Origin of the sequence: Stenotrophomonas sp. HMWF023, from assembly GCF_003060985.1 — a bacterium.
In the GTDB taxonomy this organism is placed as follows: Bacteria; Pseudomonadota; Gammaproteobacteria; order Xanthomonadales; family Xanthomonadaceae; genus Stenotrophomonas; species Stenotrophomonas lactitubi.
On record NZ_QAIJ01000057.1, the window covers coordinates 1 to 6,833 of the forward strand.

The 6,833-nt window shown below is 66.1% G+C and carries 4 protein-coding genes; 1 reads left to right on the forward strand and 3 read right to left on the reverse strand.

Going from position 1 to position 6,833, the window contains the following annotated elements; genetic code table 11:
* Positions 1-415: 415 nt before the first annotated feature.
* Positions 416-1,837 carry a DEAD/DEAH box helicase gene (locus DBR20_RS02265; protein ID WP_099820407.1) on the forward strand — a complete coding sequence of 474 codons (1,422 nt, stop codon included), beginning with the start codon at positions 416-418 and terminating at the stop codon, positions 1,835-1,837.
* Positions 1,838-2,075: 238 nt separating this feature from the next.
* On the opposite strand, the gene DBR20_RS22030 is transcribed toward DBR20_RS02265, so the two are convergent.
* The 3 genes from DBR20_RS22030 to DBR20_RS02275 form a co-directional block, all read right to left on the reverse strand.
* Complete coding sequence (locus DBR20_RS22030) at positions 2,076-2,246, reverse strand: hypothetical protein (protein WP_181392998.1); 171 nt, start codon at positions 2,244-2,246, stop codon at positions 2,076-2,078.
* A 134-nt stretch (positions 2,247-2,380) separates the two neighbouring features.
* Positions 2,381-4,975, reverse strand: coding sequence for a M14 family zinc carboxypeptidase (locus tag DBR20_RS02270; RefSeq protein ID WP_108265044.1), 2,595 nt, complete (start codon positions 4,973-4,975; stop codon positions 2,381-2,383).
* Between the two features lie 64 nt (positions 4,976-5,039).
* Positions 5,040-6,833 (reverse strand): TonB-dependent receptor (locus DBR20_RS02275; protein WP_258223173.1); only part of this gene is annotated, 1,794 nt, incomplete at its 5' end.

Consider the following 6,833-nt stretch of genomic DNA (forward strand, 5'->3'; position numbering starts at 1 on the left):
TACTTGCAGCGTCCCCCGCAACCGGACCCACCCTGCCATGCCACGGAATGCCGGCTTTTGCCGTTGCCGTTGCCGTTGCCATTGCCGTTGCCTTGGCCTCGGCGGGTGCAGGGCGCAGCCCTGCCGGAAAACCCAACCTGAACAGCCTGTTTTGCGTCAGGTCTCATCCTTCCGCTAGACTATGCGGGTCTGCAGCGGCCGTCCGTTTCCCTCCGGGATCGCCGGCGACAGGGGTCCGCCCCATCGCCCGCCCCCACTCCGACGCCGTTCGTCACGCATTCCAGCCTGCGCTTCGCGTTGGCTGCACCCAATTCTCGCAGCGCGGTTCACGGGAACGCTCCGAGTCAGCCGATCAGTTTGATCTGCCCCCGTCTGTCCGTTCGGACAGGCGTTAACTGTACTTGGAGCAATCTCGATGTCTTTTGAATCCCTGGGCCTTGCGCCCTTCCTGCTGCGTGCGCTCGCCGAGCAGGGTTACGAAACCCCGACCCCGATCCAGCAGCAGGCGATCCCGCTGGTGCTGGCCGGTCGCGACCTGCTGGCCGGCGCACAGACCGGCACCGGCAAGACCGCCGCGTTCGGCCTGCCGCTGCTGCAGCACCTGGGCACCGCTTCGCAGGAAGTGCGTACCGGCCCGCGCAAGCCGCGCGCGCTGATCCTGGCACCGACCCGCGAACTGGCCACCCAGGTGCATGACAGCCTGCGCGGTTACAGCAAGTACCTGCGCATCCCCAGCGCCTGCATCTACGGCGGCGTCGGCATGGGCAACCAGCTCGACATCCTGCGTCGCGGCGTGGACCTGCTGGTGGCCTGCCCGGGCCGCCTGATCGACCACCTGGAGCGTCGCAGCATCGACCTGTCCGGCATTGAAGTGCTGGTGCTGGACGAAGCCGACCGCATGCTGGACATGGGCTTCCTGCCCTCGATCAAGCGCATCCTGGCCAAGCTGCCCAAGCAGAACCGCCAGACCCTGCTGTTCTCGGCCACCTTCGAGGACAACATCCGCCAGTTGGCGCTGGAGTTCATGCGCAACCCGGAACAGATCCAGGTGACGCCGAAGAACACCGTGGCCGAGACCATCACCCACAAGGTGCATCCGGTCGATGCCAGCCGCAAGCGCGACCTGCTGCTGCACCTGTTGGCGCAGGACAGCCGCGAGCAGACCCTGGTGTTTGCCCGCACCAAGCACGGCAGCGACAAGCTGGCCGCGTTCCTGGAAAAGTCCGGCATCAAGACCGCGGCGATCCACGGCAACAAGAGCCAGGGCCAGCGCCTGCGTGCGCTCGGCGACTTCAAGGCCGGCCGTGTCACCGTGCTGGTGGCCACCGACATCGCCGCGCGCGGTATCGACATCAACGAGCTGCCGAAGGTGATCAACTTCGATCTGCCGATGGTGGCCGAAGACTACGTGCACCGCATTGGCCGTACCGGCCGCAACGGTGCTACCGGTGAAGCGATTTCGCTGGTTGCGCAGGATGAAGTGAAGCTGCTGCGCGCGATCGTGCGCCTGCTGGGCCGCGACATGGACATCCGCGATGTGCCGGGCTTCGAGCTGCAGACGCCGATCCGCTGGGGCAACAGTGCTCCGGGCAAGGCCGAGGCCGATACCGGCGAGCGCGTGCCGCGCAAGACCCACGCGCGCCGTCCGCACGGCGATGCGCCGCGTCATGCACATGCAGGCCCGAAGAAGGCCGGCGGTGGCCGCCGCGAGGGCGCTGGCAACGGCCAGCAGCGCGCGGGCGCAGGTGCCGGTCAGGGCCAGCGTCGCGGTGGCGGTGCCAATACGGGTGGCGGTCGTGGCCGCGGCCAGGGTGGCGGTGGCGGTCGCGCCAGCTGATCCCAGCTGACAGGGATCGCGTCTCCCGCTGCGCGGGGGCTGCTTATCGGGGGACGACGCTGACGCGTCGTCCCTTTTTTGTTGCTGGCTGTCGGATGGTTTGAAAGCTGGCGGTGGGCTTGGCTTGAGGCGGCGCAGGGCGGAGTGGGCGCAAAACACGCCGTAAACCCATCCATGGGGGCTCGGTCGCGCCATCCATGGCGCTCACGGTTTTGCGCCCACTCCGCCCTACGCCGCTTCAGAGATTTCCAGCGCCTTCTTGTCCCGCCGGGTAGCCGGGAGAAGAAGGATCAAATTCAAAGACAAAGACAAAGACAAAAGCAAAAGCCGGAATTCCAGCTTTTGCTTTTGCTTTTGCCCTTGCTCCCGCTCTGGGTTTGATGCGTCCGCGCCCGCAGGAAACTGTCATGGGAGGCAGGGGGCCTCAGGCAGGACCGTTGGCGCCATGGATGGCGCCATCGAGCCCCCATGGATGGGTTTACGGCGTGTCCTGACTGAGGCCCCCTGCCTCCCAAGCTCAATAGCAACTCGGCGCCGAACGCCTCAACCCCGCGCTTTCGCCGGATTCACCAGATTCCCAAAGAAGATCGCGTTGATCAGCAACCGGTCGGTGCCATGCCAGTACTTGCGATGCGCCGGATCATCCGCAAACAGGATCACATTGCCCTGCCCCTGCGCCGACACCAGCAGCCACGCGCTGCCAGCCACGCGACTGCGGTTGCGTTCGGACAGATACCCGTTCACCCGCGGCGTGTCGTCGATCCGCACCACCGTGGAAAACCCGTTCGTGCTCGGCTGCAGGATGACCGTGTTCTCCTTGTTGATCGCCAGCTGTCGGCGCGGCACGCCAAACGCAAGGGGATGGCTGGGGTCGACGTCGGCGCTGAGGATGTTGCCGCTGACACGCTCGATCGCAGCGATATCGCGCTGGTCACCGAAGGCGCGGCGCGCGGTGTCTCCCGCGTCCTCTTCCTTGCCCAGCTTCTCGCCGTCGGCGAGCTTCTGTTCGATCGCCCACTTTGAAGCGCTGCCATAGGTCACCAGTGAGCCACCGGCCTGGATCCAGCGCTTCAGTGCCGCTACCGCGGTTGCGTCGATGCCCGTGTAGGTGCCGCCGGAGAGCACGATCGTGGTGTAGCGGTCCAGCGATACCTTGCCCAGCTGCTGCGGGTCCAGCTTGCTGGCCGGCAGGCGAAGCTGCTGGTCGAGCAGGAACCAGGCCGAACCGATTTCGGTGGCGGCCACGCCCTCGCCCATCACCAGCGCCACTGCTGGCTTGCGCAGTGCCTTGACGCCGTCACTGCCAAGGTCGATGCCATCACGGCTGCGGCCACTGGACAGCGCATGCACCTGCACGTCGGCTGCCCGCGCGGCGGCGGCGACCGCCTCCTGCAGCGCCGCGCCCTGCAGTGGCTGCCCGGCCACCGGTACCACGATGCTGCCACCGGCAAAGGCCACGTCACCCTGTGCGGTGCTGGCGGTGAACGGCTGGAAGGTGGCACGCGTGGACAAGCCCTTGGCCTGCAGGCCGGCCAGTGCGCGGCCCGCGTTGTAGTCGCGCCAGTCGATCACGTAGGCGAAGCCCGCTTCACCGCCGATCACCCCGCCCTGTACTGCGGGAACCTCGAGCACGCGGGCGCCGCCATCGATGCGGCTGCGGCTGCCGGCAGAGGCCACGCCGTAGGCCGGGGCGATCGCATAGCTGGTACTGCCGTAGAACACGTCGCCCTTGATCGGCGGAGTCTCGGCAAAGATCGAATGGACCAGCCGGAACTGCGCCTGCTGCACCGGCACCACGTAGGCACTGCCTGCTTCGAAACGCTGGCCATCAACGGTGACAGCGCGATCCAGCGCATGCACTTCAATCCTGTGCAGCAACAGCAGCTCCAGCAGGCGTCGGGTCAATGCCGGATCATGCGCGTCGCCGAACACGAAGCTCTTCACCGGCTGCTGCGCGGCCTGCTTCAGCGCGCTCTGGAAGAACTGCTTCTGCAGATCGAACAGCGCGCTGCGTTCGGTCACCGCACCGCGCACGGTGCCCAGGCCGGTGGCAACCTGGTTGCGGATGGTGAACGGGAACGTCAGCAGGCCGTTCACCGATTCCTGCACGCGACCACGCGAGCTGGCCTGTTCCACGGTGACGCCGACCGCGCCGTGGAAGTCCGGATAGGTCGAGCCGTACACGGGCGAGAAATTGTCGAAGTTCTCACCGGTGTAGTACAGCGAACCCAGCGCATCGAGTGCCTGGGCGTGGTACTTGGCCAGGGTCTTGTTGAACTCGTACGACGCTGCAGGGATCAATGGACTATGCATGCTCTTCGGCGATGGCTCGAAGTAGTACGTGCTGTCCTTGCCCATCTCGTGGAAGTCGATCTGCACGTTCGGGTACCACTGGTGGAACTGCGCTACCTTCGGTCGCGAATCCTGCTGGGTCAGCGCCAGCCAATCGCGGTTGAGATCGGTGAAGTAGTGGTTGGTGCGGCCCTGCGGGAACGGCTCAACGTGCTCCTTGTCGGCCGGATCGGCCGAGGCCGGATCTGACGCCCAAGCGTTGTGCCAATTGGCGGCGCGGTCGCGGCCATCGGGATTCTGCGCCGGGTCGAACAGCACCACCGCCTGCTGCAGCCACTGCTGCGTTTCCGCGCTGCGGTTGGCCACCAGGTAGTAAGCGGTCAGCATCGCCGCTTCGCCGCTGGAGGTCTCGTTGCCGTGCACGCTGTAGCCCAGCCACACCACCACCGGGCTGTCACCGGCAGCGCTGCGCGGCTGTGCCGGATCGACCAGGGTCGCGTGCTGCTGGCGGATCTGTTCCAGCCGCGCGTGGTTGCCGGCAGCGGTGACGGTAGCGATCAGCAACGGACGGCCCTCATAGCTGCGGCCGATCTCGCGCACGCTGATCCTGTCCGAGTGCTTGGCCAGCTCCTGGAAGTAAGCCACCAGCTGGTCATGGCGGGTGTAACGGCTGCCGATCGGATAGCCGAGGAACTGCTCTGGCGTTGGGATGGCGGTATCGAAGGCCGCTGCATCGGTGGCCTGCGGGAAGAAATAGGCGCTCTGCGCATGCACCGCGGACGGCAGCGATACGGCAGCGGCGACGGCGAGCAACAGCGGGAAAACAGCACGGCGGTGGAAGGACACGGTGACTCCCCTGGAACATGGCAACACGGCCGACCACACGGGGTGGCCGGCCGCGGCGGGTGGATCAGAAGCGGTAATCGAAGCCCAGCGTGAAGTAGCGGCCACGCAGGTCGTACTGGCTGAAGTCGTACGGTGCGCGGATACCCGGGAACGAGGCGTCGTACGGCGGCGTCTTGTCACCGAGGTTCTGCACCTTGGCATACACGGTCAGGTTCTCGATGCCGGTGTAGCCCAGGTACAGATCGAACTGGTTGTAGGCATCGACGCGGCTCTGCACCGCGGCGGCGGCGGTGCTGGCCTTCTGGTCGTAGCCACTGGTGTAGTACCAGGTCACCGCAGCGGTGTAGTCGCTGTACTTCCAGTCCAGGGTGGTGGTGGCCTTGTTCTTCGGCAGGGTGGCGCCGAGGTTGCTGCCGGCGTAATCCACCAACGGACCACCGACCACGGTCGGGCGCCGGTAGTCGCGCACATGGGTGTAGGCCGAGGTCACGGTGAAGTCACCGAAGGCGGTGGTCGGGATGCGCTGGCGCAGTTCAACGTCGATGCCCGAAGTCTTCAGCTCGCTCAGGTTCTGGTAGCGGTTGTAGACCGCCTGCAGCTTGCCACGTTCATCGCGCTGCACGGCACCGGCGACGTTGTCGTTGACCAGGGTCTGGGTGTTGTTGGTACCGACCAGGTTGTCCAGCTGGATGCGGTAGTAGTCGATGCTCAGGTTGGTGTTCGCCCACGGCGACAGCACCACGCCGAAGTTCACGCTCTTGGTACGCTCCGGCTTCAGGTCGTTGTTGCCGACGGTGAAGAAGGTCGGGTTCTGCCGCGAGCCCGGCACGTCCGGATCACGCGGATCGACCACGCTGCCGTAGGCGATGCTGGTGCTGTTGGAGTTCTCCGACAGCGACGGCGCACGGAAGCCCTTCGACGCCGAGGCTCGCACCAGCAGGAAATCCAGCGGCTGCCAGCGCAGGCCGAGCTTGGGCGAGAACGCGTCGCCGAAATCATCGTAATGATCGGCGCGGGCGGCGGCGGACAGCTCCAGGGTCGAGGCCAGCGGCACGTTGACCTCGGCATAGGCGGCGCTGACCTTGCGCTCGCCATGCACTTCGGCAATCGCCGGGCGCACCTGCAGACCGGCATCGATCTGCCACGGGTTGTTCGAATCAAGCTTCTCGCGGCGCCATTCGGCACCGGCAGCGAAGCCGATGTCGCCGGCCCAGGTGCGGCCGAGACTGCCGGAGATCTTCGCATCGATGCCCTGCAGCACCGACTCGGCCGGACGCAGGGTGGCGATGTTGATCGAATCGCGTACCGACTGCGGCGTGGCCGCCGGATTCAGCAGGTTGTAGCTGCCGGTCGCCAGCGCATTGGCCAGGGCCCACCGGTTGGCGAAGCCGCCGGAGACGGTTTCGCGCTCGCTGCTGCGCGCGCCGAACGCGGCCACTTCCCAGTCCCACTTCTCGGTGTTGCCACGCAGCCCGAACACACCGCGGTAGGCGGTGGACCGGTTGGTCTTGATGGTGCCGCCGAGGTCGAAGAAGGTGTATTCGATCGGAATCGCGCGGCCGTACGGGTTGTACGGATTGCCGGCCGGCAGGTTGGACGACACCGGCTCGGCGAGGCCGGTCTGCGCGTTCAGTGCGAAGCGACCGCTTTCCAGGGTGAAGAACGGGCTGCTGCCGAACCACGCAGCGCTCTTGATCTGGCTGTACAGCACTTCGCCGAACGCTTCGACGTTGTCGCCAAGGCGGAAGGTGCCGTTGGCGTAGGCCTGGTAGCGCTTGGTCGAGGGAATCAGGGTGGTGAACGGGGCCTGGTTGAAGCCGCAGGTGTCACCGGCCAGACCGTCGATCGGTGCACTGGC

What these genes read in the sequence shown, in the direction of transcription:
- DBR20_RS02265 (WP_099820407.1), top strand. Translation starts at nt 416, where the DNA reads ATGTCTTTTGAATCCCTGGGCCTTGCGCCCTTCCTGCTGCGTGCGCTC.
- DBR20_RS22030 (WP_181392998.1), bottom strand. Translation starts at nt 2,246, where the DNA reads ATGACAGTTTCCTGCGGGCGCGGACGCATCAAACCCAGAGCGGGAGCA.